Consider the following 292-nt stretch of genomic DNA (forward strand, 5'->3'; position numbering starts at 1 on the left):
GTCGATGCCGCGTTCGGCGATCTCGAGAAACTCTTCGCGATTGTAGGCGATGCCGCCGCCGGTGCCGCCGAGCGTGAAGGAGGGACGGATGATCGCCGGCAGGCCGATCTCTTCGAGCGCGGCAAGGGCTTCGGGAAGGGAATGGGCAAGACGCGACGTCGGCGTGTCGAGGCCGATCTTCGTCATCGCTTCACGGAAGAGCTCTCGGTCCTCGGCCTTGTCGATGACTTCGGCGCGCGCGCCGATCATCGTGACGCCATAGCGATCGAGCACGCCGGCCTTGGCCACGGAC

The 292-nt window shown here is 66.1% G+C and carries 1 protein-coding gene; it reads right to left on the reverse strand.

The annotated features are described in order from the left end of the window. A partial coding sequence (locus CH341_RS32140) for an ATP-binding protein (protein WP_146604748.1) occupies positions 1 to 292 on the reverse strand: 292 nt, incomplete at both ends.

Source organism: Rhodoplanes roseus (assembly GCF_003258865.1).
Taxonomy (GTDB): Bacteria; Pseudomonadota; Alphaproteobacteria; order Rhizobiales; family Xanthobacteraceae; genus Rhodoplanes; species Rhodoplanes roseus.